Source organism: Streptomyces sp. NPDC046909 (genome assembly GCF_040644695.1).
Lineage (GTDB): Bacteria > Actinomycetota > Actinomycetes > Streptomycetales > Streptomycetaceae > Streptomyces.
Genome location: NZ_JBEYXC010000039.1, coordinates 1 through 22,924, shown reverse-complemented (window position 1 = coordinate 22,924; position 22,924 = coordinate 1). Strand labels below are relative to the sequence as shown.

At 69.9% G+C, this 22,924-nt stretch carries 16 protein-coding genes and 1 pseudogene; 8 read left to right on the top strand and 9 right to left on the bottom strand.

Features of this window, described 5'->3' with window-relative positions:
* Positions 1 to 77: 77 nt before the first annotated feature.
* Both ABZ928_RS52810 and ABZ928_RS52805 read left to right on the top strand, forming a co-directional pair.
* Positions 78 to 260 carry a DUF397 domain-containing protein gene (locus ABZ928_RS52810; protein WP_361536931.1) on the top strand — a complete coding sequence of 61 codons (183 nt, stop codon included), beginning with the start codon at positions 78 to 80 and terminating at the stop codon, positions 258 to 260.
* Positions 261 to 546: 286 nt separating this feature from the next.
* The gene (locus ABZ928_RS52805) at positions 547 to 681 is read left to right on the top strand and encodes a hypothetical protein (RefSeq protein WP_361536929.1); all 135 of its coding nucleotides are present in this window, start codon (positions 547 to 549) and stop codon (positions 679 to 681) included.
* A 60-nt stretch (positions 682 to 741) separates the two neighbouring features.
* Here the strand turns inward: ABZ928_RS52805 and ABZ928_RS52800 are convergent, their stop codons facing one another.
* Complete coding sequence (locus tag ABZ928_RS52800; RefSeq protein ID WP_361536927.1) at positions 742 to 1,524, bottom strand: hypothetical protein; 783 nt, start codon at positions 1,522 to 1,524, stop codon at positions 742 to 744.
* A 264-nt stretch (positions 1,525 to 1,788) separates the two neighbouring features.
* Here ABZ928_RS52800 and ABZ928_RS52795 point away from each other — a divergent pair, with 264 nt between their 5' ends.
* Positions 1,789 to 5,538 (top strand): hypothetical protein, encoded by a 3,750-nt coding sequence (locus tag ABZ928_RS52795; protein WP_361536925.1) that lies wholly within the window; start codon positions 1,789 to 1,791, stop codon positions 5,536 to 5,538.
* Positions 5,539 to 5,625: 87 nt separating this feature from the next.
* Here ABZ928_RS52795 and ABZ928_RS52790 read toward each other — a convergent pair whose 3' ends face one another.
* From ABZ928_RS52790 to ABZ928_RS52780, 3 genes are all read right to left on the bottom strand, one after another.
* On the bottom strand, positions 5,626 to 6,630 hold the full coding sequence (locus ABZ928_RS52790) for a ribosome-inactivating family protein (protein WP_361536923.1): 1,005 nt from the start codon (positions 6,628 to 6,630) through the stop codon (positions 5,626 to 5,628).
* Between the two features lie 199 nt (positions 6,631 to 6,829).
* The gene (locus ABZ928_RS52785) at positions 6,830 to 8,713 is read right to left on the bottom strand and encodes a pectinesterase family protein (protein ID WP_361536921.1); all 1,884 of its coding nucleotides are present in this window, start codon (positions 8,711 to 8,713) and stop codon (positions 6,830 to 6,832) included.
* A gap of 283 nt (positions 8,714 to 8,996) precedes the next feature.
* Positions 8,997 to 11,261, bottom strand: a complete 2,265-nt coding sequence (locus ABZ928_RS52780) for a LuxR C-terminal-related transcriptional regulator (RefSeq protein WP_361536919.1) — start codon at positions 11,259 to 11,261, stop codon at positions 8,997 to 8,999.
* A 206-nt stretch (positions 11,262 to 11,467) separates the two neighbouring features.
* Here ABZ928_RS52780 and icmF point away from each other — a divergent pair, with 206 nt between their 5' ends.
* From icmF to ABZ928_RS52765, 3 genes are all read left to right on the top strand, one after another.
* Positions 11,468 to 14,698 (top strand): fused isobutyryl-CoA mutase/GTPase IcmF, encoded by a 3,231-nt coding sequence (gene icmF, locus ABZ928_RS52775; protein ID WP_361536917.1) that lies wholly within the window; start codon positions 11,468 to 11,470, stop codon positions 14,696 to 14,698.
* Between the two features lie 21 nt (positions 14,699 to 14,719).
* Positions 14,720 to 15,580, top strand: a complete 861-nt coding sequence (locus ABZ928_RS52770) for a 3-hydroxybutyryl-CoA dehydrogenase (protein WP_361536915.1) — start codon at positions 14,720 to 14,722, stop codon at positions 15,578 to 15,580.
* 266 nt (positions 15,581 to 15,846) lie between these two features.
* Positions 15,847 to 16,767: a ribosome-inactivating family protein gene (locus ABZ928_RS52765; protein ID WP_361536913.1), complete on the top strand. Its 921-nt coding sequence runs from the start codon at positions 15,847 to 15,849 to the stop codon at positions 16,765 to 16,767.
* A 104-nt stretch (positions 16,768 to 16,871) separates the two neighbouring features.
* On the opposite strand, the gene ABZ928_RS52760 is transcribed toward ABZ928_RS52765, so the two are convergent.
* Positions 16,872 to 17,705, bottom strand: coding sequence for an enoyl-CoA hydratase-related protein (locus ABZ928_RS52760; RefSeq protein ID WP_361536911.1), 834 nt, complete (start codon positions 17,703 to 17,705; stop codon positions 16,872 to 16,874).
* Positions 17,702 to 18,952: a CoA transferase gene (locus ABZ928_RS52755; RefSeq protein WP_361536909.1), complete on the bottom strand. Its 1,251-nt coding sequence runs from the start codon at positions 18,950 to 18,952 to the stop codon at positions 17,702 to 17,704. The genes ABZ928_RS52760 and ABZ928_RS52755 overlap by 4 nt, the downstream gene beginning before the upstream one ends.
* A gap of 194 nt (positions 18,953 to 19,146) precedes the next feature.
* Between ABZ928_RS52755 and ABZ928_RS52750 the strand changes: the two genes are divergently transcribed.
* Entirely contained in the window at positions 19,147 to 19,890 is a 744-nt protein-coding gene (locus ABZ928_RS52750; protein WP_361536907.1) for an IclR family transcriptional regulator, read from the top strand.
* A gap of 203 nt (positions 19,891 to 20,093) precedes the next feature.
* On the opposite strand, the gene ABZ928_RS52745 is transcribed toward ABZ928_RS52750, so the two are convergent.
* A complete protein-coding gene (locus ABZ928_RS52745) occupies positions 20,094 to 21,557 on the bottom strand; it encodes a UbiD family decarboxylase (RefSeq protein ID WP_361536905.1) in 1,464 nt (487 codons plus the stop codon).
* A 65-nt stretch (positions 21,558 to 21,622) separates the two neighbouring features.
* Positions 21,623 to 22,273, bottom strand: a complete 651-nt coding sequence (locus ABZ928_RS52740; protein ID WP_361536903.1) for a non-oxidative hydroxyarylic acid decarboxylases subunit B — start codon at positions 22,271 to 22,273, stop codon at positions 21,623 to 21,625.
* Between the two features lie 142 nt (positions 22,274 to 22,415).
* Between ABZ928_RS52740 and ABZ928_RS52735 the strand changes: the two genes are divergently transcribed.
* Complete coding sequence (locus tag ABZ928_RS52735; RefSeq protein WP_361536901.1) at positions 22,416 to 22,820, top strand: MarR family transcriptional regulator; 405 nt, start codon at positions 22,416 to 22,418, stop codon at positions 22,818 to 22,820.
* An 18-nt stretch (positions 22,821 to 22,838) separates the two neighbouring features.
* On the opposite strand, the pseudogene ABZ928_RS52730 reads toward ABZ928_RS52735, so the two are convergent.
* Positions 22,839 to 22,924: pseudogene (locus ABZ928_RS52730) on the bottom strand (histidine/lysine/arginine/ornithine ABC transporter ATP-binding protein); the annotation flags it as partial.

Below are 22,924 nucleotides of genomic sequence, written 5' to 3'. Positions count from 1 at the left end.
ACGGCACCGCCGTCCGAGACCTCATCCTCACCGCAACCCAACACTTCGACCAGATGCCGAGCGACTAGGAGAGCACCATGCAGATCGTGGACCCCCACTGGCGTACCAGCTCCTACACAGGGACGGAGAACTGCGTCGAAGTGGCCGACAACGAACCGAACAAGGTGATGGTGAGGGACACGAAGGCGCGCAGCCGCGGAATCATGACCGTCCGGACGGCCGCCTGGGCGGCATTCGTGGCGCTTGCCAAGAAGGGATAGCGCAGGGCTGCCGTCAGACTGCCGGAATCGGGTGACTGGCCATGCCGCCCACCAGCTTGTGCGTTTCTCCAAGCGCACACGCCAGCGACGAAGCTGCTACGACACGGTCCGTCGTTCCGTTCGCCGTGGGCACCGCTGTAGGGCTCCGGGGCACCTGAGCGCTCGGATCGGCCTCACGGCAGTGGGCCTCTGGCTCATCACCGAGACACAGACCGAGTGCACTCGGCGCGATCGACGCCGCGCGGGCGTCCCCGGCCTGACCACTGTGCGTCAGCCCCTGCACGACATGGGACAGAACGCGGCTCGCGCGCTGCTGTCCGTCATCGAAGGGCAGACGCTGCTGACGGAGCACATGGAGGTCGGCACGGAGTTGATCGTGTGGAACTCGACCGCCCCGCCGCCCGACGGCGCGGGGGCATGAAGCATCGGACACCGGTGGGGGCCGGGCACCCCCATCGTGTGAATGCGCTCGGGCCCTCCCTCAGGAAGAGGACCTGACGTAGGCCGGACCCCGGTCCCGCACGTAGTCCCACTGGTCGTTGCGGTTGCTTTCGAGCCCGCGCAGATAGTGCGTCACGGTGGTCCTCGTGCGGCCCTTCGTGTTCGTGGTGTTGCAGTGGCTCTTGACCTCCGCGTCCGTCATGGGGCCGTAGTTGTACGCCTCCCAGCCGTTGTCCGGGTCCTCGACCTTGGTCTGGTAGCCGTTGTCGTACCAGTAGTAGTGGCCGTGGAACCGCTTGCCGAAGTGCAGCTCCCAGTCGCCCTCGATGATCTGGTAGCCCGTGCCCCGGGTGATCGTCATCTTGCTGTAGGGCTCCATGTTGAAGTCCACGGTGACCTTGGTCGTGTGGGACTTCTCCAGGGTCTTGCCGAACGTCGCGCTCGCGGAGACGGAGATGGACTGCCACAGGCCGGCGGCCACGGTCGAGGAGATGCTGGCGTTGGTGGTCGCCGAGGTGGTCTCGGACCAGGTCAGTTTGCGGTGGACCGTGCCCCCGCAGTTGTACGCCGCACCCCCTACCTGGTGCTTCTCACCGACGAGACCGCCGGTCAGGGACTGCGCGTGGAACTGGCAGTAGTCGGCCCTGCCGCACTGGGAGAGCAGCTCTTCCTCGGTGGGCAACGAGTCGGCCGCGCCGGCCGTGGTCGGGATGCCCGCGACCAGCGCGCTCGCCGCCGTGAGGGCGGCGCCGAGGAGGACGGCGCCACGGCGGACCCGGTGGGGGCGGGGTGAGACCGGCTGTGAGGGGACAGGGTGGGACATGGGGTGCTCCAGCTTGTTCGGTGATCGCCGGGCCGGGACTCCGGCCTCGTGCCCCGATCCTGCTGACCCGGGAGGTTGTCCGGCACGTCCGTTTCATCACTCCGGCCAATGGCATCGGCGACGGTTGCGGCCGGATCGGGTTGTCTCCGAGTGCCGATTCCGGCTGGTTGTGATGTTTCTCCGTCCTGGTTTACGAGACTTGCTGCGAAACATAGGGTCATCGCTCCGGATACCGCTTTTGTTCGTCAAGTGGAGGGTCTGTCCATGGGGCGTCCCGAGAAGGCCCTCGATCCCGAGGCGGGGCCCGTCCAGCGGCTCGCGCACGGATTGCGGGAGCTTCGGAAGGCCGCCGGACAACCGTCCTACCGGGTCATGCAGGCCGCGGCGGGCTACTCCGCGTCCACGCTCTCCGACGCCGCGGGCGGGCAGCGCCTGCCGTCGCTGCCGGTTCTCCAGGGATATGTGCGGGCCTGCGGTGGCGATCTCGCCGTATGGGAAGCGCGCTGGGAGGAGGCCAGGGCGGCCGTCTCGGCGATGGTGCGGGACGAGACAGAGGACGGGGCGGCGCCGCCGTACCGGGGGCTCGCCCGGTTCGAGCCCGATGACCGGGAACTGTTCTTCGGCCGGGACCGGCTCGCCGCCGAGCTGGAGGAGCTGGTGTGCGACCACCGGTTCGCGGTGGTGTTCGGTGCCTCCGGCAGCGGCAAGTCCTCGCTGCTGCGGGCCGGGCTGGTGCCCCGGCTCCGCGAGAAGATCGCCGAGCGCCGGCGCCCGGCGGTGCTGCGCATCCTCACGCCGGGCCCCACCCCCGCGGCCAGTTACGGCCATCTGCTGAGCCCCGCGGACGACGAGCCGGAGAGCTGGGTCCTGGTCGACCAGTTCGAGGAGGTCTTCACCCTGTGCCGGGACCCGCAGGAGCGGACCCGGTTCATCGACCTGCTGCTCAGGGCCCAGGACCGACAGCACCGGCTGCGCGTGCTGATCGCCGTACGCGCCGACTTCTACCCCCGCTGTGCCGAGCACCGGGAACTGGCCCGGGCGCTGCGCGGCGCCGGACTGCTGGTCGGCCCGATGACCTCGGAGGAACTGCGCGAGACGGTGGTCGGGCCTGCTCAGGCGGCCGGGCTCCTGGTCGAGCGGGAGCTGACCGCGCGGGTCGTCGAGGAGGTCATGGACCAGCCGGGCGGGCTGCCGATGCTCTCGCACGCACTCCTGGAGACCTGGCGGCGGCGCCGGAGCCGGTTGCTCACGCTGGAGGCCTACGAGGCGGCGGGCGGGGTGCGGGGCGCCATCGCCGCCAGCGCAGAGGAGGTCTACGGGCGGCTGACATCCGCGCAGGCCGAGGCCGCCCGCAGCCTGCTGCTGAGGCTCGTCGAACCGGGCCAGGGAGCCGCCGACACCAGGCGTCCGCTGTCGCGGACCGAACTGGCCGAGTGGGCGAACCCCGAGGTGCCGGCCGTGCTGGAGAAGCTGGCCGGGGCCCGGCTGCTGACCGTGGACGAGGACGCCGTACAACTCGCCCATGAGGCCCTGATCGGCTCCTGGCCCCGGTTGCACGGCTGGCTGGAGGAGGATCGGGAGTGGCTGCGCGAGCACCGCCGGCTCACCGAGGCCGCGCACGCCTGGCTGGAGCACGACCGGGACCCCGGAACCCTGTGGCGGGGGCTGCGGCTGGCCCGCGCGGAGGAACTGTTCACGGACGGGACCGAGGACCATCTCCTCACCTGGACCGAGCAGGCCTTCCTCACGGCTGCCCGCGACGCCCGCGCGACGGAACGCCGGGCCGCGGCCCGCTCCACCCGCCGGGTGCGCACGCTGATCGCGACACTCGCTGCCGTACTCGTCGTGGCGCTCGTGGCCGGATTCGTGGCGGTGCAGCAGAACCACGACAACCACCGCAGAAGCACCGAGGAAGCCGCCCGACGCGTTGCCGGTGTCGCGTACGCGCTACAGATGACCGACCCCCGCACGGCACAACTGCTCGGGGTCGCCGCCTGGCAGGTGGCCCAGCTGCCGGACACGCGGCGGGCCCTGCTGGGCGCGCTCAACCAGCCGGAACAGGACACCTTCGTGGATCCGACGCCCGGAGACGATCCGGGGCGCCAGTTGCTGGCCGACGGTCGGACACTGCTGAGCGCCGCAGGGCATGTCTGGCGGACCTGGGACGTCGTCCGGCACCGGCGGATCGCCTCGGGGCGGCTGCCCACCGACGGCAAGGTGGAGGGCGCGAGTGCGGACGGGCGACTCCTGGCGATCGACGACGGCGGCAAGGTACGTCTGTGGGACACCACCACCCGGCGATGGCGTGCCGACCGGCTCCCGGCGTCGGCCTTCGTGCGCTTCGTCGGGCCCGACTACGTGGTGAGCGACTCCGACGACTACAAGGTCGAGGTGCGCTCGGTCAGGAACGGGCGGACGCTGCTGCGATCCGAGGTGGAGAACGAACTGCTGGTGGCGCCGGGTTCCGACGGCCGGCGCACGGCCGACTGCCCGCTCGGCGGCGCTCCGCGGATCCGGGACACAGCGACCGGCCGCACCGTCCCGGGCGATTGGGAGAAGGCGGGCGACATCTGTGGCAGCGAGCGGTCGCTCCTGGCGTTCGCCGGTGGCCGGCGGCTCGCCGCGGTCGGCTACGACGGGATCCGGGTCTGGGACGTCAGGTCGGGCCGACAGGTGGCGGAACTCGGCGATCCCGGCGTGCGCTTCGCCTCGTTCAGCCCCGACGAGAACTTCCTGGCGACAGCCGACGCCGAGGAGATCAGGGTGTGGCGGATCGGCGTCGACAAGCCCGTGTTCCGGCATCCCCTCAACAATCAGCCGGTGTACGGCAGGCTCTCCTGGGACCCGGGCGGCACGGTGCTGCGCTACACCGAGGGAGTCTCGGTGCACAGCCTCGACGTATCCCGGGCCGTCACCCCGGATTGGCGGAGCACCCCCGCGGACGCGGGCGTGCTCGCCCCCGACGGTCACACCCTCGCCACCGCCCGCCGTACCGGGGACACCTACCGTGTCGAGGTGCGCGACACCCGTTCCGGCGGGGCATGGCATGTCCTGCCGGCCCCACCGCTGCCCGTGGCGCACAGCCCCTCCCCGCCCGTGAGCCCCGAGCAGACGTACCCACTGCTCGCCTTCGCCCCCGACGGCGGGAGCCTCGTGTACGGCGTCTCGGCACCGGGCGCCGAGATCTCCCCGCAACGGCTCACCGTCTGGGACGTCCACAAGGGCCGCACCCGCACGACCCTGGACCTCTCGGGCGGCGGACCGGCGGGCTCCGTCCTCTCGATCGCGCCGGGACCGGACGGCCGTACGCTCCATCTGGACCGCGTCGAGGCCGACGGATCCCTGATCGCGGAGGAGTGGAGCGTCTCCGGTCACCGCAGGACGGCGGGCCCGACCGCTGTGGACAACGCGGACCTGGCCGTCCGGCCCGATGGGGAACTCCTGGTGGCCGACAGCCACGTCACCGACCTGCGCACGCGAAAGGCGACCGTTCGTGGCCTCGTCCAGGGCGACGAGATCGGGGCCGTCGCCTTCGCCCCGGACGGCTCGCTCCTGGTGGCGGGCGACCACGCGGGCCGGGTGACGCTGTGGGACGGAGACGTACGCCGGCGCAAGGGCGTCCTGTGGAACGTCTTCCCCGCACCGCCGCGCGGCACGGCCGACGGGAACGCCGCCGACGGCATGGAGTCCGTCAGCGCGCTGGCGGTGAGCCCGGACGACCGGACCCTCGCGGTGGCCGGCGACGCCGGCAGCGTGCAGCTGTGGGACATCGCCACCCAACAGCCCCTGGGCGGCGCTCTCACGACACCCGGTGAGGAGATCGACAGCCTCGCGTTCAGCCGGGACGGCGGAACCCTGTACGCGTCGAGCGCGCATGTGCCGCTCCAGCGCTACACCGTCGCTCCCTCCCGGGCCGTCGAGGCGGTGTGCGCGCGTACGGGAGGCGCCGGCCTCACCCCGGAGCAGTGGCACACGTATGTGACGGGAGCGCCGTACCGGAAGGTGTGCGGGTGACGGACGGCGAGGGACCCGGACGACGACCGTCGACGGCGGGAAGGCCCGGACCGGTGGTCCGGGCCTTCCGTGCGGATCAGGGGTACGTCACTTCTGGGAGCCGAGGGCGATGAAGAGCAGCTGGAGATACACGGCCGCGTGGGTGAACTGCACGAGGGTCCACTCCATCTTCCCCGTGTCGGGGGAGCGCAGCCAGATCCACTGGGTCTTGGCCTTCTCCACGGGCACGGTCGCCTTGGTGGACTTCAGCTGGTTGAAGTCCTTGCTGAACTCGGACCAGCGGTTCTCCATCGACACATAGCGGCCGTCGAGCCACCCCTCGGTGTGCCCGGAGGACTGGACCTTGCCGTAGAAGTTGGCGATGGGCTTCTGGCGGGCGGCCTCCGAGACGGCCTGCGTCATCATCAGGAACGCGCGCGCCTGGTTGCGGGTCTCGTTCGAGCTGGGCCGCTCCGAGTTCGATGCGCGGATGAGGGTGAGCACCGCGTTGCCGAGGGAGGCGTTGGTGTACGAGATGCTGGTGCGGTTGACGCCCGCGATGCGCTCAAGGTCCGTGTAGTTCTCGCCGAACTGTGCCCGCACCGGCCGCAGGCCGTTGTCGTGGCTGGCGCCGCTGGCCGGGGGCATGCTCTGGCCGTTGGGGTCGCCCACGTAGTGGTACTGCTCGTGGCCGCGGTCGCCGCCCCACCAGCCCATGAGGTAGAGGTCCGAGCGGCGCAGCCGCAGGGTCACGAAGCGGTCGCTGTTGTCGTCGACGACGTCGACGTTGATGTAGCTGCGGGTGTTGGTGGGGTCGGTGTGGCGGATGCGCTGCGAGGTGCCCGGCACCGACGGGTCGTCGCGGGAGGCCTCGACGGCGGAGCCGATGTTCTCGATGAAGGTCTTGTAGCTCGCGTTGTCGCCGATCTTCCAGCGGGCGATGCTGCCCTTGTCCGGGGCGGTGGCGCTCGCGCTCTGGAGCACGCCCAGCGGTCCGAGCAGGGTGGCGAAAAGGGCCAGGACGACCGCGGTCACGATCGAACCGAAGGGCATCCCCTGGATGCCGTGCCGTCGTCCCTGTTCTGGGGGTGCTGTGAGGTCTGTGTGGGACATGCGTTGTTCTCCAGGAGTTCGGAACGCCGGGAATCGGCCTTGCCACGACCGACTCTCCCGGCTCCGGATGTTGTCCGGCACGTCCCTTTCATCACTCCGGTCAACTCTGGAGGGCGCACAGGTCCGGGACGGTGAGCGTCCTCCGGGCTTCGGGCCACGGAGGCGGCGTTGGGCGCATGTTCGCGGACGAGGTCGCGAGTCACATGACAGGGTTCCAGCCGTCGGTGCCGGCCAGGTACTTCTGGGCGGTGTAGTCGGCGGCCTCGGCGTCGGTGAGCTTGGGCGCGTTCTGGACGCCTGCCCCGAGGCCGGAGTTGTTGTACTCGTGGAACCGGGCCTGCGTCCAGGAGTAGTCGGTGGTCATGTCGGTCCAGGGGTGGGTGTCGTTGACGGGCGGGTACACCACCGTGTCCCGGACCACTGCCTGCGGTGAAGCGGTGGTCGTGTTGTGCCACGGCCGGCCGAGGTACATCGAACGGAGCGGGGCGTCGCTGTCGCCCTCGATGGCGGAGTCGGTGATGAGGATGCCGTACTTCTTGCTCTCGTCGGTGTTCGGCGCCAGGACCGTGCCGCCGGGCCAGTACGTCATCCGGATCGTGGACCGGTCGATGACCGCGGTGGCGTTGCCGAAGACGAAGTCGATACAGCCCTTGATGTAGCAGTCGTAGAAGTACATCCGGGTCTGGTCGGTGGGCACCGGCGACTTGACGAGCAGGGTGTCCTGACGGGCGAGCAGCCGGACGTTGGCGTAGACCTGCCGGTCCCCCCTGGCGGCCACCGCGACCGCCTGGGTCTCGTAGGCGCTGACCTCGGGGTGGTCGGCCGGGTCGAAGGTGTTGGAGATCGTGAGGTCCCGGACGAGCAGGTTGGGCGCCTTGAAGGTGGCGACCGCGCTGCCCTCGGTGCCCCAGGGCGTTCCATCGGGCTTGAGCATGCCGTGGGCCCGCGTGTTGTAGATGACGATGTCCGAGGCGTCGCCGCTGACGCCCTGGATCGTCAGCCAGCTCTTGTTCGACGGGACGGTGATGACCTCGTGGTAGACGCCCTCGTCGACGAAGATGGTGCTGGAGCCCGAGGTGGGGGCGTCGTCGATCGCCGCCTGTACGGTCCAGAAGTCGCCGGTGCCGTCGGGCGAGACGAGCGTCGTGCTCTCCTCAAGGAGCCCCTTGCCCTTGGTGTGCTTGTTGGAGTGGTGGGCCAGCATGAGGATGGACGCAAGGGCCGCCGCGGTGACATAGACGGCCTCGCCGATCTCGATCTCGGGTGAGAGGACGGCCTGGCCCACCAGGATCGCCCCGAGGAGCACGGAGCTCATCGTGCCCCAGTTGTTGTGCTGCTCGATGTGCTCCGCGGTGAGCGTGTACGGCGTGCCGTTGCCGAAGGCTGTCGCGGTCGCGGCGGCCTGGTTGCGGAACCGGGAGCCCTCGGCGAGCGCCACGATGATCTGGAGGATCGCCGGTGCCACGAGCAGGACGCTGTTGTCGGCGGCGGCGTACATGGTCAGCACGGCGTTGTTGAGGCTGCCGGGGGTGATCTGCATGCCGTCGCGGTTGGCACCCTGGCGCTGGAGGTCGCTGTAGTTCGCCAGGTTCTGGAACCGGGTGTTCACGTTCGCGTTGTCACCGGTGCGGATGGCGCCGGGCAGATCGACGTCCGGGTCCAGCGGGAAGAACTGACGCCATGTGATGTCGCTGCCGCCGTTGTCGGTGCCGGGCCGCCATCCCATGACGTATGCGTCCGAGCGGCGCATGTAGATGCGGATGAACTCGGGCCCGTCCTCGTTGTACAGGTCGATGTTGATGAACTCGTTCGTGCCGTCCTCGTCGGTGACGTGCAGGGGACGGCCTCCGTCGGGCCTGACCTGGTGGGAGGCGACCGCGTTCTTGATCGCGTTGATCAGGGCGGCGTACCCGGTGCGGGCGTCCGCGGGCTCACTCGTGATGCGCCACGTCGCGTCCCAGCCGGGTGCTGCCGCCGCCGGGAAGGCGCCGACGACCGTCGCGCCGACGGCCATGACGCCGACGGCCGTCGCGGCGGCGAGAAATGATCTGCGGGAGAGTCCCCCGGGCGTCGTGCTCGGCAACGTGAACTCCTTCGTGTCATGAGCTACCCGTCGGCGAACGGCACGGTCGCCGACGACAGGACGGGCGACGTGGCGGCGGCTCTCGTTCCTGACGGTGGCGTTCGCGTCGGCGCCGGGTGCTCGGGCGTCGTGTCCTCCGGCACCGCTCGGAAGTGGAGGTGCGGGACGGCGCGCCCTGGTGGGTGTCAGGTGGCAAGAGTGCGTGAGGCGCGTGCCCCGGAACCACGCGTATTTGTACGCGTGCGGACCGGTCCCCCGGCCCGGGTATTTCTACGGGGTTGTCCTACGGTGTGGGCGCCTGGTTCCCTGTCCACCAGGACGCGATCCGGGCACGCGAACGGAAGCCGAGCTTGGCGAGGATGTTCTCGACATGGCCGTGCACCGTGCGGGGGGAGCGTCCGAGGGCTGAGGCGATCTGCTGGTTGCTCATGCCCTCGGCCACCAGCGCGGCCACTTCCCGTTCTCGGCGGGTCAGGGGGTTCGGTGCGGGAGCCGGGTCGTTCGGCCCGGTCCGGTCACGCAGGGCGTAGGCGATGGCCGCGTCGGGGCCGTGGTGTCCGCCGCCCTCCGCGACGGCCTTCTCGTACGCTGCCTCGCCGAGGACCCGCATGATCTCCTTCTCGCACTGGTCGTGCTGCTGGACCATGTGCGGGCCGAATGTCGAGAGCGGGGTGTCGACGTCCCGCCACAGGACGCGTGCCGTACCCAGCAGTCGTGCCGCCTCCCCGTGGTCGCCGTGGGCGCCCGTGGCCCAGGCGAGTTCCTCAAGCATCAGCGCGACCCTGAGGTAGTCGTTGAAGCCCTGCTCCTTGGCCAGCGCGGTGCGGATGAGTGCGATGGCCCGCTCGTGGTCGCCGCGTATCCAGGCGTCGTAGCCGAGGGTCCACAGCGCGTGCGCGTGGGCCAGCCGCTCGCCGTGTCCCTCGGCGAGGGCGACCGCCTGCTCGCAGGTCCGTGTGGTGCGGGTGTCCCCCAGATGGGACTGGGCGGTGGCCAGTTGGATCAGGGCGTAGACGGCTCCGATCTCCTCGCCCGCCGCCAGATGGCCGGCCGTCGCCTCCTCGAACAGGGTCACGGCTTCTCCGAGCCGGCCACCGAACAGGGCCAGTGTGCCGCGCAGGCTTCGGACATGGGCGCACACCGCCCGATCGCCCAGTCGCTCACCCAACTGTTCGGCCCCGTCCAGCCATCGGTGCGCGGTGGTGTGGTCGCGTTGCAGGAGGGCCACCCACGCCCCGACCCACAGCGCCCGGGCGCGGACCGGCCCGGGTTCGGGTGCGGCGGCGAGTGCCCGCTCCAGCCAGCGGCGCCCCTCACCGAGGAAGCCGCCCTCGCACCAGTGGAAGCGCAACGCGACGACCAGTGCGAGGGTGCCCTGCGGGTCCTCGCCTCCTGCCAGTGCCGCGCTCAGATCGGCGTGTTCGGCACGCAGCCGGGCCAGGCTTGTCAGTTGGCCGGGGCCGTACCAGCCCTCGGCGATGCGCTCTGCCAGGTCCAGGTAGAAGGTGTGATGCCGGCGCAGCATCCGCGCCTCGTCGCCGGATTCCGCGAGCCGCTCACGTCCGTACCGGCGGATGGTCTCCAGCAGCCGGTACCGCGGACGGCCCTCCTGGTCGGTGGGCAGGACGACGGACTGGACGACGAGCCGGTCGAGGAGGTCCAGCACCTCGTCCCGGCCGAGACCGTCGCCCGAGCAGACGGATTCGGCCGCGTCCAGGCCGAAGTCGCCGGCGAAGACCGACAGCCGGATCCACATCAGCTTCTCCGCGGGCGTGCACAGCTCGTGGCTCCAGTCGATCAGGGCCCTCAGAGTGCGCTGGTGCGGCTGCGCGACGCGGCTGCCGCTGGCCAGCAGCCCGAAACGGTCCTCCAGCCGGTTCGCCGCCTCCTCGACGGACAAGGTCCGCAGCCGGGCCGCGGCCAGTTCGACGGCCAGCGGCAGCCCGTCCAGACCGCCGCACAATCTGACGACCTGCGCACGGTTGTCGTCGGTGACCGTGAACTCCGGGCGCACGGCCCTGGCCCGGTCGCACAGCAGCTCCACGGAGTCCTCCAACTCCATGGGGGAGACCACGAGGACGTGCTCGCCGAAGATGCCCAGGGTCCGGCGGCTCGTCGTCAGCAGACGCAGCCCGGGGGCAACCGAAAGCAGCGCCTGCGCGAGTTCGGCGCAGGCGTCGACGAGATGCTCGCAGTTGTCCAGCACGATCAGCGCGCGACGATGGGCCAGGAACGCGGTGAGCTGCTCGACGACCGGCCGCGTGCCCCGGTCCGGCAGCCGCAGTGCGGTGGCCACCGCGTTCGCGACCAGGGACGGATCGCGGACACCCGTCAGATCCACCAGCCATACCGCGTCCGCGAAGTTCCCCGCCGACGCGGCGGCAGCCTCCAGCGCCAGCCGCGTCTTGCCCACCCCACCCGCACCGGTGAGCGTCAGCAACCGTGCGGTGCCCAGCAGGCGACGCACCTCGGTGAAGTCCCGGTGCCTTCCCACGAACGTGGTCAGGGCGGCGGGCAGATTGCCCGTCGCGGACATCTGAATGGTCACGCCAGACCCCTCATCGGAAGAGAACGGGTACATCGGCATCAATGGGTGTGAACAGTAGTCAGGCGCGACGAGTACCGGGCCGACTTGTGATTGAGGTCTCAAGCACTGTGAGGCGGAGTGACTCAATTTACTAGGACGTCCTAGTATGTTGTCGTCGCTGCGCCCTCGATCGTCTGATCACCCTGCCCCCTCCGGGAAGGCCCCCGATGTCTCCTCTGCATCGCCCAGTGCACCCCGTCCGCCTGGTCACGGCGTCCGCGCTGTTCGACGGTCATGACGCGTCGATCAACATCATGCGGCGGATCTTCCAGTCCCAGGGTGCGGAGGTGATTCATCTGGGGCACAACCGGTCGGTGCGGGAGGTGGTTGACGCGGCGCTGGAGGAGGACGCGCATGGTGTGGCCGTCTCGTCCTACCAGGGCGGACACGTCGAGTACTTCGAGTATCTGGTCGAGTCGCTGCGTGCGCAGGGAGCGGACCATGTCCGGGTCGTGGGCGGTGGCGGGGGAGTCATAGTGCCGGGGGAGATCGCCCGGCTGCGGGCGAGCGGGGTGACCATCTTCTCTCCGGAGGACGGGCAGCGGATGGGCCTGGCCGGAATGGTCAACTCGGTGGTGAAGGACTGCGACTTCGACCTCTGGGACGACAAGCCGTCCGACCCGGCCGCCGTGCTCGCCGGGGACCGGTTCGCGATCGCCCGGGCCGTGACGGGTGCCGAACTCGGCAAGCTGCCCGCAGAGTTCCTGGAGCAGCTGCGTGCCGCGGCTTCGGCTCGGGTGGTGCCCGTGCTGGGCATCACCGGCACCGGCGGGTCCGGAAAGTCTTCGCTCACTGACGAGTTGGTGCGCCGCTTCCGGGTCGACCAGCAGGACAAGCTGCGGGTCGCGTTGATCGCCGTCGACCCGACCCGGCGGCGCGGCGGCGGCGCGCTGCTCGGCGACCGGATCCGGATGAACTCCCTTGACGGGAACCGGGTGTTCTTCCGCAGCCTGGCCACCCGCGGCAGCCGTGAACTGCCCGAGCACCTCTCGGACGTGATCGACGTGGTGAAGGCCGCGGGCTTCGACCTGGTGGTCGTGGAGACGCCGGGTATCGGACAGGGTGACGCGGCGATCGTGCCGTTCGTCGACACCTCGCTGTATGTGATGACGCCGGAGTTCGGCGCCGCCTCCCAGCTGGAGAAGATCGACATGCTCGACTTCGCCGACGTGGTGGCGATCAACAAGTTCGAACGGCGCGGCGCCAAGGACGCCCTGCGGGACGTGGGCCGCCAACTGGTCCGCAACCGCGAGGCGTTCGGGATGCGGCCGGAGGAGATGCCGGCGTACGGCACCTCGGCGGCGACCTTCAACGACGACGGCGTCACCGCACTGCACCAGCACCTGAAGGCGGTTCTGGCCGAGAAGGGGCTGCCGCTGACCGAGGGCGCGCTCGCCCCGGTCGACGTGCGGCACTCCTCCGGCATCCGCCAGGTCGTCCCGGCGGACCGGGTCCGCTATCTCGCCGAGATCACCGAGAGCGTCCGCGGCTACCACTCGGCCACCGGCCAACTGGCCGACGCGGCACGGCGGGTGCAGCGTCTGGCGCTGGTCGAGGAGGAGCTCGTCGGCGCCGGCCTGGACGCGGCGGACGTGCGGTCGCTGCTGACGGAGGCGCGTCGGCAGCTGCCGTACGAGATCACCCAGCAGATCGAGAACTGGCCCTCGGTCGTCGCCTCGTACTCCGGTGACGAGCAGGTCGTGAAGATCCGCGACCGGGAGATCCGCACCAAGCTCACCCGCGAGTCGCTGTCCGGCAACAAGATCCCGCGTGTCGCCCTGCCCCGCTTCACCGACCACGGCGAACTGGTCCGGTTCTGGCGCTCGGAGAACCTGCCCGGTCGATTCCCGTTCACCGCCGGGGTGTTCCCCTTCAAGCGGGACGGCGAGGACCCGGCCCGGATGTTCGCCGGCGAAGGCGACCCGTTCCGCACCAACCGGCGCTTCAAGCTGCTCTCCGAAGGCCAGCCCGCCACCCGCCTGTCCACCGCCTTCGACTCGGTGACGTTGTACGGCCGCGACCCAGGCGAACGCCCCGACATCTACGGCAAGGTCGGCACCTCCGGCGTCTCGGTGGCCACCCTCGACGACATGAAGGCGCTCTACGACGGCTTCGACCTGGTCTCCCCGAGCACCTCGGTCTCCATGACCATCAACGGACCCGCGCCGACCATCCTGGCCTTCTTCCTGAACACCGCGGTCGACCAGCAGATCGAGAGGTTCCGGGACGCCGAGGGACGCGAGCCCTCACCCGAGGAGGTCGCGGACCTGCGCGCGCACGCACTGGCGACCGTGCGCGGCACGGTGCAGGCCGACATCCTCAAGGAGGACCAGGGGCAGAACACCTGCCTGTTCTCCACCGAGTTCTCCCTGCGGATGATGGCGGACATCCAGGAGTGGTTCATCGCGCACCAGGTCCGCAACTTCTACTCGGTGTCGATCTCCGGCTACCACATCGCCGAGGCCGGCGCGAACCCCATCAGCCAGCTCGCCTTCACCCTGGCCAACGGCTTCACCTACGTCGAGGCCTACCTCGCCCGGGGCATGCACATCGACGACTTCGCGCCCAACCTGTCGTTCTTCTTCTCCAACGGCATGGACCCCGAGTACTCGGTGCTGGGCCGGGTCGCCCGCCGTATCTGGGCCGTGGCGATGAAGGAGAAGTACGGCGCGAACGAACGCAGCCAGAAGCTGAAGTACCACGTCCAGACCTCCGGACGCTCCCTGCACGCGCAGGAGATGGATTTCAACGACATCCGCACCACCCTGCAGGCCCTCATCGCGATCTACGACAACTGCAACAGCCTGCACACCAACGCCTACGACGAGGCCGTCACCACCCCCACCGAGGACTCCGTACGCCGGGCCCTTGCCATCCAGCTGATCATCAACCGGGAGTGGGGCCTGGCGATGAACGAAAACCCGCTGCAGGGGTCGTTCATCATCGACGAGCTGACCGACCTGGTGGAGGAGCAGGTGCTGCAGGAGTTCGAGCGGATCAGTGAGCGGGGTGGTGTGCTCGGCGCGATGGAGACCGGCTACCAGCGCGGCCGCATCCAGGACGAGTCGATGCTCTACGAGCAGCGCAAGCACGACGGCTCGCTGCCCCTCATCGGCGTCAACACCTTCCGCAACCCGCACGCCGACACCGCCGAGCCCGTCGTCGTCGAACTCGCCCGCGCCACCGAACAGGAGAAGCACTCCCAGCTGGAGCGCGTCCACGACTTCCAGGCCCGCCACCAGGAGCCGGCCCACGCCGCCCTGGCCGCCCTCAAGGACGCGGCGATCAACGGCGACAACGTCTTCGCCGTCCTCATGGACGCCGCCCGGGTCTGTTCGCTCCAGCAGATCACCGACGCCTTCTTCGAGGTCGGCGGCCAGTACCGCCGCAACGTCTGACCCGATCGAGAGGACAACGAGATGGACCCCGTCACCCGCCTCGGAGTGGTCGGCTGCGGCCTCATGGGCTCCGGCATCGCGGAAGTCGCCGCCTTGAGCGGCATCGACGTCCGCGTCGCCGAAGCGACCCCCGACGCCGCCGAGTCAGGCCGCCGCCGTCTCACCGCCTCCCTCGACCGCGGCGTGCTGCGCGGCAAACTCGGCGAGGAGCAGCGTCACCAGGCCCTCGCCCACCTGTCCTTCACCCATGACCTCGGTGACCTGGCCGACCGCCAGTTCGTCATCGAGGCCGTCGCCGAGAACCGCGGCATCAAGACCGATGTCCTCGGTGCCCTCGACAAGACCCTCGAAGACTCCACGGCCATCCTGGCCACCAACACCTCCTCCCTCCCCATCGTCGATCTGGCAGTCGCCACCGCGCGGCCCGCGCAGGTCATCGGCATGCACTTCTTCAACCCAGTGCCCGTGCAGCAGCTGGTGGAGGTCATCCCCGCCCTCACCACCAGCCAGGCGACTCTGCAGCGCACCCGGGACCTCGTCGCCCGGCTCGGCAAACGGGCGATCCAGGCACCTGACCGTTCCGGCTTCGTCGTCAACGCCCTCCTCGTGCCGTATCTGCTCAGCGCGATACGGATGGTGGAATCCGGCGCGGCCCGACCCGAGGACATCGACCAGGGCATGGAGCTCGGCTGCGCCCACCCCATGGGCCCGCTGCGCCTGCTCGACCTCATCGGTCTGGACACCGCCCAGGCGGTCGCCGAGTCCATGTACGAGGAGTTCAAGGAAGCGCTGTACGCGCCGCCCGCCCTGCTGCGCCGCATGGTCGCCGCGGGTCACCTCGGGCGGAAGAGCGGGCGCGGTTTCTACACGTACGACGCCTGAACAGGCAGGCGTGAACCGGGCGATGCTTCATTGTACCTCCATGATCACATACCGTCGTAAAAGCGGATGATTACCTATGCTCGCCTCATTGATCGGTCTGATGAAAGGGACGTGCCGATCAACTCTCCCGCTGTGAATGTGGGTCGGAGCCCGGCCGGACGACCGGCATTCCGACCCCTGGAGAGCGGCACATGTTCCCCTCAGATCTCACGGCACTTCCCGAACAGGTTCGGCGCCGTTCCCGCAGGACAACCGTCGGATCGATCGTGGCCACGGTCGTCCTGGCGATCTTCGCCACTCTGCTGGGGCCGCTGGGCGTCCTGCCGAGCGCGAGCGCGTGGGCGCCGGACAAGGCCAGTGTCGCCCGCTGGAAGGTCGGCGACCGCAACAGCTACGGCGCGTTCATCAACACGCTCCGTGAAGCGATCAGACACGGCAGCGCCGCGGTCCCGGGCACCTCGCGGCAGATCACCCACACCAACCCCGACAGCCGCGACTACATCAACGTCGACGTCGAGGAACAGAACAGCCAGCGGTTCGTGACCTTGCGGCTACGCGCCTCCGACCTGTATCTCATGGGCTGGTGGGGCGGTGACCGCGGCCGGGAGCAGTACCACTACGTGGGGGAGGCGCGGAACCAGCAGATGCCGGGGGTCCCCGGGAGCGGCGACCACAACAAGCTGGAGCCCGTGCAGGCCCCGTTCGGCGAGAACTACATCGATCTCGAACGCCAGGCCGGCGCCTCCCGCACCGAGATCGACTACAGCCAGGGCGCCTACAACAACGCGGTGCTCACGCTGATCCACGCCCCCGCGCACACCACCAACAGGACCGAGGTCCGCAACCAGGCCCGGTCCTTCCTGATCATGGCGCAAGCCGTTTCGGAGGCCTCCCGTTTCCGGCCCATGGCCAACTTCAACACCGCGTCCCAGGTCGACCACGCCCACAACAAGCTCGACGGCCGCTACGTGTCGATGCAGAACCGGTGGAGCGAGTTCAGCACGGAACTCAACGACATGGAGGCCACGGGGGCGCACCGGCAACCGGAGAACGCGCTGTCCCAGTGGATCTGGGAGTACGTGCCCGACCGGCGTACGTTCGAGTGGGTGCTCGTGTATCTCACCGACCCGAAGGTGTTCACGGCGGTGCTCATGACGGTGAAGGGCCCGCCGAAGAAGAAGGGCTGACGATCACCTCGCCGCCACAGGCCGCGCATGTTCATCCTGGCTGTGGCTGTGGCTGTGGCTGTGGCTGTGGCTGTGGCTGTGGCTGTGGCTGTGGCCGTGCGCTGTTATCGTCCGCGGAACTCCGGAGCACGTCGCTGTACGAAAGCGAGCGCGCCTTCCCGGGCGTCGGCGGAGTCCGAGCAGAGGTCGATCAGCCGCTGGGCGTGTTCCAGCGCGGGGGCTCGGTTGCCGCCGACGACGGCTGCGATCGTCGCCTTCGCCGCGCGCACCGAAAGAGGGGCGTTCGCGGCGATGGTCCGTGCGGCTTTGGCGACCTCGTCGTCGAGGTCGCCATCCCGGGTCAGCCTGGTCACGAGTCCGATGCGGTGGGCCTCGACGCCGTCGATCCGCCGTGCGGTGAACAGCAGGTCCGACGCGGCCCCGGGGCCGACGGCGGCGACGAGGGACTCGACCTCGGGGACGGGGTAGCCGATGCCGACGCGGGCCGCCGGGATACCGAAGACGCTGTCCTCCGTCGCGATCCTGATGTCGGCGCGGAGGGCGACCGCGACCCCGGCGCCGAGGCAGTGTCCGCGGATCATCGCGAGAAGGGGGCGGTCGAAGGCGTCGAGGCTGCTGAACAGCCGGCCGGCCCCTTCCGGGGTGACCGGCCGTGTGTGCTGGCCGTCCGGGCCGGTCGCGGCGGCCTCGCCTAGGTCGGCGCCCGAGGCGAAGGTGTCGCCGGCGCCGGACAGGATCACCGCCCGGATCCGGTCGTCCTCCCGGAACCGGTCGAGCACGGTGGCGGCGTCGAGCATCATCCGGGTCGACAGGGCGTTCCGCTTGGCGGGGTTGACGAAGACGAGCCGTCCGATGCCGTCCGCGGCCGTGGCCTCCACCCGGCCGTCAGCCGCGCCAGGGCCGCCGGGCAGCGGCCGGGTCCCGGCTCTGGGCTTCACCGTGTCACCCGCTTCGCGTGGCCGGGCGTCTGGTCCGCGACCGCGATCACGCCCCGCGTGGCCAGACGATCGACCGCGACATCGTCGAAGCCCAGCTCGGAGAGCAGGCGGGCGGTGTCCGCGCCCAGGACCGGGGCCCGGCCGGTGGCCCGCGGAGCGCCGTCGGAGAGGATCGGGGTGTTGACGACGGTGGGGTGCCCGAAGCGTTCCTCGTCGTGCGGGAACATGCCCCGGGCCGCGTAGTGCGAGTCGTCGATCATCGCGGCGACGGTGTTGACCGGTCCGCACGGAATGCCCGCCTCGCGCAGCCGGACCATCCATTCGTCCCTCGGCGCCTCGTCGAAGCGGACCTGGAGGAGCTCCGCGAGTTCCTCGCGGTGGACGAACCGTTCGTACTCGGTGCCGAAGCGGGGGTCGGAGCTCAGATCCACCCCGAGGACCCGGCACAGGGCCGGCCACGCGCGGTCCACGGCCCCGATGACCAGGGTCCGGCGATCGCCGCAGGTGAACGCCTGGTACGGGGCGGCCAGCCGGTGGGCGGTGCCGAGCGGCCCGGGAACGGTCGAGGTGCCGACGTAGTCCGCGACCTCCCACACCGACCAGGCGGCGACGGCGTCGGCGAGCGAGACGTCGATGTGCGCACCACCGCCTCCGGCTCGGGCGCGCTGCAAGGCCGCGAGTATGCCGATCGCCCCCCACATGCCGGTGGCCAGATCCGACACCGGGTAGCCGGCCTTGGCCAGTTCGCCGTCCGCGGACCCGGTGACGCTCATGAGTCCGCCGTAGGCCTGGGCGATCAGGTCGATGCCCTTGGCGTCGCGCATCGGGCCGAACTGCCCGAACCCCGAGATCGAGCAGTAGACGAGGTCCGGGCACTCCGGTACGAGGTCGTCGTAACCGAGTCCCTGGGCCGCCAGCGCCCCGACTCGGAAGTTCTCCACCAACACGTCGCTCGCGGCGGCGAGGCGGCGCACAATCGCCCGGCCATCCGGCTGCTTGATGTCGACGGCCAGGCTCGCCTTGCCGCGGTGCACGAGATCGAAGGGGATCGGCTTGCGATCGGGTCCCACCACCCGCCGCCGCAGACCGTCCCCGTCCACGGGCTCCACTTTGATCACCTCGGCCCCGAGGTCGGCCAGGACTGTCGTGCAGTACGGGCCGGCCAGCGCTCCCGTGATCTCCAGGATCCGGACACCGGCGAGGAAGCCCCGCGTCGGCGTGCGGTGGTTCGGATGTCGTTCAGACACGATCATGGATCCTTTCGGTTCGTCATGCGGACCAACGGATCGTGTGGCGATACGCTAGAAGCGGATACTCTCCAGCGTCAACAGGTCCGGGTGCTCCTGATGTGAGGGGGCGGGGCGAGGAGGACGGTTGTCGCATCCCGATCGGTAGGGTCGGCTGGCATCCTGGATCGCACGGCGGACCGAAGGGGAGTGCGATGCGCAGCGTCAAGACGGCCTTCCGGGTCCTGGACGCGGTGGCCGATTACCAGCCGGTCGGGCTGAGCGAACTCGCGCGACGGCTGGAACTGCCCAAGGCGACGGCCCAGCGCAGCCTGACCGTCCTGGCCGAGGTCGGCTGGATCAGGCCGGACGGCCAGGACGTCACGCGCTGGGTCCTCAGTGACCGGGCCCGGTCACTCGCGCAGCGGGTGGGCGACCATGCGCGGGTGCGTGACGCGGCTCTGCCGGCTCTGGCCCGACTGCACGCCGACACCCTGGAGACCATCCACCTCACGGTGCCCGACGAGCACGACGTCGTCCTGATCGAGAGGCTCGACAGCAGTCATCCGGTGCGGGCGGTCCGGCCGATCGGCAGCCGTTCGCCGCTGCACGCCTCCTCCACCGGCAAGGCGATCCTCGCCCACATGCCCGAGGACGAGGTGCATGCCTACCTCGCCGACGAGCTGGAGTCGCCGACGCGCAAGACCAAGACCGATCGCGCGCTGCTCCTGAAGGAACTGGAGATCGTCCGCGAACGCGGCTACGCCGTCGCGGACGAGGAGGCCGCCGACGGGGTCGCTTCCGTGGCCGGCGCGATCCGACCCACGGGCGGGCGCGCCCTCGCCGCGATCAGCATCTCCGGTCCGGTGTCGCGTATCCGCCCCGACGTCTATGAGTTCTACGGCGAGAAGGTGCGGGACGCCGCCGCCGAGGTCGGTCAGGAACTCCGGGCCTGGTGAGCGGTGCCATGGGCGGCGGGGAGGGAGCCGGGGGCTTGACGTGGGGCGGTCGGTTCAGGGGACGTGTCGATCCAGGCCTTCGGTATGGCGGAGGCCGTGAGGGGCTCGACCGGCCGTACTGACGGCCGGTCGAGCCCCTCACGGCATCTTCGGATCCCCTGCTGGACTGGTCTGCGGGCGACTGGCGGACACTCCGGCCGCGCTCAGTCGTTCCAGTGCTCCAGGACCCGCTGCTGCACTTCCTGCGGGTAGATGAACCGGAACGAACTGCGGTCCTCGCGCCCCTCCTCCACCGAGGGGAGCAACGCGTCGTAGGTGACCCTGGGACCGGTGACCTTCTTGCGTTCCTCGGCGGTGTAGACCCGTAGCAGCGGAAGGACCAGGCCCTCGGTCACGATGCGCCGTCCGGTGGGGTGCACGCGGGTCGCGAGCGCCCACATCAGCTCAGCGGTGTTCGAGGCGTCCACGTCGTCGTCCAGGACGAAGGTGCGAGGTATGTGGAAGGCGATGCGGTGGGCACTGACGACGTCGGCGATGCGCTGCGTGAGCTCTTCGGTGGAGACGCCGGGGAGCTTGTCGCGCCAGTCCGAGGCCACGCTGACCACCAGCATGTGGGAGGCGGCCTCGAAGGGCTCCCATGCGGAGGCGATGGGCAGGCCCGCCGCCCGCAGCACCGCCACCAGTTCGGCGGCGAGGGTGAGGCCGGTGGCCGTGTGGTACTCGTCGACCGGCTCTCCCTCGACCACGGCGGGCCAGATCGGGTCGTCGCGATGGGTGATGGCCTCGATGGTGTAGACGGGTTGCGGTGAGGTCCCGTGCTGGGCATAGCCGCTGAACTCGCCCATCGGCCCTTCGACGCCGGTCCGTTCGACGGACAGATGGCCCTCGATCACGATCTCCGCGTTCGCCGGGACCTGGAGGTCCACGGTTTCGCACTGGACCAGTTCCATGGGTTCGCCGAGCAGGGCGCCGAGGTAGCCGGCCTCCTCGACGCCGTCCGCGAGCGGCATGCCCGAGATGAACGGCAGGGCCGGGTTGCCGCCCTGGACCAGGGCGAACGGCATCGGCTCGCCGCGGTCCGCCCATTGCTGCCAGACGTAGGCGATGTGCTGGGGGTGCATGACGAGGCCGGTCATGTGCTTGCCGTCGATCATCATGATGCGGGCGATGGACCAGTTGGTGAAGGACCCGTCCGGGGTCCGGGCGACGATGGTGCCCCAGGTGTTGACGTACGGGCCGCCGTCGCCCTCGTGCAGCAACGGTGTGGGGAACCGGTCGAGGGAGGCGTCCTCGCCGAGCAGGATGTTCTGCTTGCACGGTCCGCTGTCGACCACCACCGGCTCGATCGGTTCGCTGTTGCGGGCGTCGACGAGGGCCTCGACGATCTCACGGGCACTCGCGGTGGCGTCCAGGCCCAGGGAGAGCGCGATACGGGCCAGCGGGCGTCCGGGGGCGGAGCTGAGCGCGCCGGGGGCGCCGAGCAGCCGATAGCCGGGGGCGGTGCCCTTGATGTCGGTGAACAGAGGCGCCGGGGCGACGGTCTCGTAGCAGCGGCGGATGATCGCGCCGACCTCCAGGTGAGGGTCGACGGTGCGGTCCACCGTACGCACGTCGCCCAGTTCCTCCAGGGCGCCGAGGTAGTCGCGGAGATCCTTCAGACGGGACATGGCAGGTCCTTTCGAGGGGGGTGCTGCGGGGGGTGGTTGTGATGCGTGGGGGAGAAGTCAGTGGTTCAGCCGACCATGCGGTCCAGGGAGGGCACTTCGTTCTCGGCTCCGTCGAGCGAGGTGACGGGGCGCGGTCCGCCGTGGCGGGCGGTGACGGGGCCCTCCCAGCGGGCCGCGTGCTCGCTGTCGAGGCCGAACTGGTCCATCACGCGGGCCACGATGTGGTCGACGATGTCGTCGACGCTCGCGGGCCGGTTGTAGAAGGCGGGCATGGGGGGCAGGAGGCTGACGCCCATCCTGGACAGGGCCAGCATGTTCTCCAGGTGGATGGCCGACAGCGGGGTCTCCCGCACCACCAGGACCAGGCGTCGCTGCTCCTTCAGGTGGACGTCCGCTGCACGTGCGATGAGGTCACTGCCGTAGCCGGCTCGGATTGCGGCGAGCGTCTTGGCGCTGCAGGGAGTGATGACCATGCCGTCGGTGCGGAACGACCCGCTGGAGATCGACGCCGCCTGGTCGTTCGGCCCGTGCACGACATCGGCGAGCCGGGCCACCTCCCGGGCCGTCCAGTCCGTCTCCAGCTCGATGGTGGCGCGGGCCCAGCGGCTCATCACCAGATGGGTCTCGACGTCGGGCTGAGCCTGTAGTTCCTGGAGCAGTCGGATGCCCAGAACCGCTCCCGTGGCACCCGTCATTCCCACGACCAGTCGTCGCATGAGAGCATCCCTTCGTGTACGAATGGTTCGTGTACGAATATACGCTCCGTGCTGACAGAATCAAGCCCCACCCGCACGCCACTCACTCCAGGAGGCCGTCATCACCGCACGCCGTCCGCCGGAATCCCTTCAGGATTCGCCCATGCACCTGCTCAGACGGGCCCTGCAGAACTGTGCCGCCCGATGGCAGGAGACCGTGGGCGACATCACGCCACCGCAGTACGCCGTCCTCCGGTCCGTCCAGAACAGTCCGGGGATCGATCAGTCCCGGTTGGGGGAGGCCACGGGCATCGATCCGGCCACGCTGGCCGCCCTGGTGCATCGCATGGAGCAGCGGGGCCTGCTGGCCCGCGAGGTGGACCCCGAGAACCGCCGGCGCAAGCTGCTCACCCTCACTGCGGAGGGGGGCGCCACGGCGACCCGCATCCGCCCGCTGGCCGACGCGGTCGACGAGTATGTCGTACGGGACCTGACGGAACCTCAGCGTGAAGCGCTGCTGGAGGCATTGTGGCGGCTCGGCGGAGGCCGGGACGGCCGCGAGCCCTGAGGGGCCGGGGGCCGCTTCTATCGCGACGCGTTGTTGCTGGCCGCCGGACATTTCGTTCGGGTGGCGGTCCCGGCAGTCGGCTATGTCCAGCAACTCCAGGGCCA